At 48.1% G+C, this 2,807-nt stretch carries 1 protein-coding gene; it reads left to right on the top strand.

All coding sequences use genetic code 11. The features are described 5' to 3' along the window. The coding region (wzy, locus tag VJ923_RS12095; RefSeq protein WP_326441839.1) for an O-antigen polysaccharide polymerase Wzy at positions 1-1,250 on the top strand (1,250 nt) is incomplete at its 5' end. Positions 1,251-2,807: the final 1,557 nt, after the last annotated feature.

The following is a 2,807-nucleotide window of genomic DNA, read 5'->3' as shown; positions in this document are numbered from 1 at the left end:
GTCAACAGCTTTTAATGGCTTTGGACGTACAGCCGTCTCGCATATATATCGATCTTGCTTCGCTTAGTGCAAGTGGGGTGTGGCGCGCTAGTCTTGTCGTGCTTCTGTGCATGCTGGTATTGACTGTGTTCTATTGTTTCTCGTTAGGTGCAAGTAAACGACCCAAAGGAGCTGGAGGGTCAGTTGGCCTTTTGAGAAATCGGAATGCTCTCCGTTCCTCATCAGTAATTGTAGCGCTTGTGGTCTTGGTCCCGACTTTGATTACTTTGTATAGAAATTACTCCATGTTGTCGACTGTTGGATATGGAGCCAGGGTGACGGGCGCGGCAGGCCAAGTGCACGGGATAGCGAACGCCTGTGGTATTTTGTCGGAGTTAATGCCCTATGCGCTTTTAGGTATCCTCGTTACGAAGAAAGAGGGGGAAAAATGGCCTATTGTCGCGCTGCTGGGCTATATTTTCTTGTATATGATGACGGGGAGTCGCACGACAGGTTTTATTTTGCTGGTGACGACTGCGGTTGTTTGGTTCGCGCTGTTCTCGAAGGATACAAAGAATCGCCAGCTCCTTAAAATAGTGATTGGTGGAGTTGCGATTGCGGGACTGTTTTCCTTCGTCTCGTTGTTGAGGGGGGCTCTTGAGCCGTCTCAGGCGGGCGGAAGCCTAGCCGATCTTTTGGTCGGGAACAACGTGTTTATCGAGTCTCTTGCTGAAGCGGGACAAACTTTCGTTGTGTTGGGCTCCGTTGTCGAGCACTGTCCGGCGGAGGTGCCATTCGGCAATGGCGCGACATATTTCTCGGGGATTACATATGTGCTGCCCAACGGGCTTACGGGCAATTATTATGAGTCGATCGACTCTGTCGATGAGTTGTTTTCCCCTTTTGTAACGCAATATAGCGGCGTGGGATCATCGTTCATTGCTGAGGCATATTATAACTTTGGCTATGGGTCGCTTGCCGTTATGGCTATTTACGGGATTATCCTCGGTAGATTGCAGAGCGCTTTTGATAGGGCCATAGAGAGGAAGAACTACGGGGCGATTTTTGCCATAGCTTCTTCGTTTGCAATTATTTCCTTTTGTGTTAGAAGTGACGTCAGGACGTTCCTTAGAACATTTGTCTGGAGTGTCTCTCCTATTCTTTTGCTGAATTGGTTGCTGTGTTCGAAGGAAGAAGAATTCGAACTTAGTGCAAAAAGTCTCAGAGATATTGGTGGCATAACAGCTCCCGGGGATAATCGCATTAATTAGATCGTTGGATTCGTACGACTCAATCAGCAGAAAGGACATTTTGCAAAAGGATAGAGTATTTGACATCGTAAATAGCTGGATAAAGCGCCCCATTACGCTTGAAAGGGTGTGCTCAATAGACATTTTGCTGGTGACAGTAGTCCTGGGTTTCCTTTTCCTAGAATTACCGTCTAATGCAGCTGTTGGCGAAATAGATGCTTTGTCTGTACTTATTAACCTGATTGTCCTTGGGATTATTGCTGCCCTGTTGTACATGATTGGCGCAGGAAGCTCGGTCAGTTGCTATTGTTTTCCTGATGCTGTGTTTGCTTGCTGGTGTGGCCGAACAGCAAGTTCCGTCTTTCGAGGGTTGGCTGATTTTGCCGGCGGACCTCTTGGTGTTAGGGACGGCGGCAAATATTGCTTCAGGTTGTAATTTTGAGTTTAACCAAATTGATGCCACTTGTGTTGTATCGTTCTGTTTTTTCTGCGCGAGTACTGCGCTTATGTGTCCGAATTGCATGTTTCGAAAAAGTCGTATTCCCCGTTACTGGATGCCGCGTCGGTGATTTGCTCTCGTTGTGGCAACGTGAGCTTCATGAGCTTGCGTTGCGCACAAAAGGGCTGGGATTTGGGGGTTCCCTGCAGAGAGCAAGGATTCGCTTCTATTTTTTCTGATCTGAGCATAGCAGCTTAAGGCTGATGAACCTGGAGAGTGCACGGCGCAGGTGGCATCATCGATGTTGGAGAGGTGTTCGGGTAATCGCCTTAACTCAGAAAAGGACACGGAAAGTGCACCTGATGTTGTCGCAATTATGAACGAGCCCTTTGCGGGCCCATCAATGTATCCGGTGCTGGAGCAAGGCGCTGTTTTCATACCCGAGTTTTATAGGATTGAATGCGATTCGATATGTTTTGGCGATGCTTATGCATCGGTTTGCGGGACTGGCACCTGCAATGGCGAATTTGAGTTCTTGCTTGATGCTACGATGGCGAGTCTTGGAGGGGATAGCTATCCATATTTGCAAAATGACCTATCGGGGGCTCGCAACTATTGAGCGCTACTTCGACAATTTGCGCTACTCGGCAAAAGCAATCCATCCCGCTGCTGCAGAAAAACTGGCAGAGAGATATCGTGTATTTGGAACTCGGGTCCGACTCGTCCTACAGAGAGGCTGCGTTTACGTCCCCAAAATATTATCGCAATCTTATTGCCGATTCATCTACTAATGATTTGACGCTTAATTTGCTTAAAGAGTCGGATGACTCTCGGTTTATCTTTGATGTGGCAATTCGGGATCATGGTGGCTACTCCACGGGATTGATGCCAGAAGACGAAACTGCTCCCCCTCGAATCTCTTGACATGGATATAGAGGGTGCGGGGAGTATTTGAGTTTGGTGGAATGGTCGGTTGAAGACTTAGAGTTTTGGACCAATTGGACGTTCTGGATTCTCCTGTGGTCGCGGTCTTTTTTTTCGGCGACTACCAGCTGTCGTTTTGTATTGAGCTACTAGAGGCGACCTACGGAAAGCAGCTCAACGTGATTATTTCATCTGAGCTGCCACGGCGTTCCGCG

Origin of the sequence: Adlercreutzia shanghongiae, from assembly GCF_035830635.1 — a bacterium.
Lineage (GTDB): Bacteria > Actinomycetota > Coriobacteriia > Coriobacteriales > Eggerthellaceae > Adlercreutzia > Adlercreutzia shanghongiae.
Note: the sequence above shows the minus strand (reverse complement) of the source record. Positions and strands in the feature narration are given on the sequence as shown.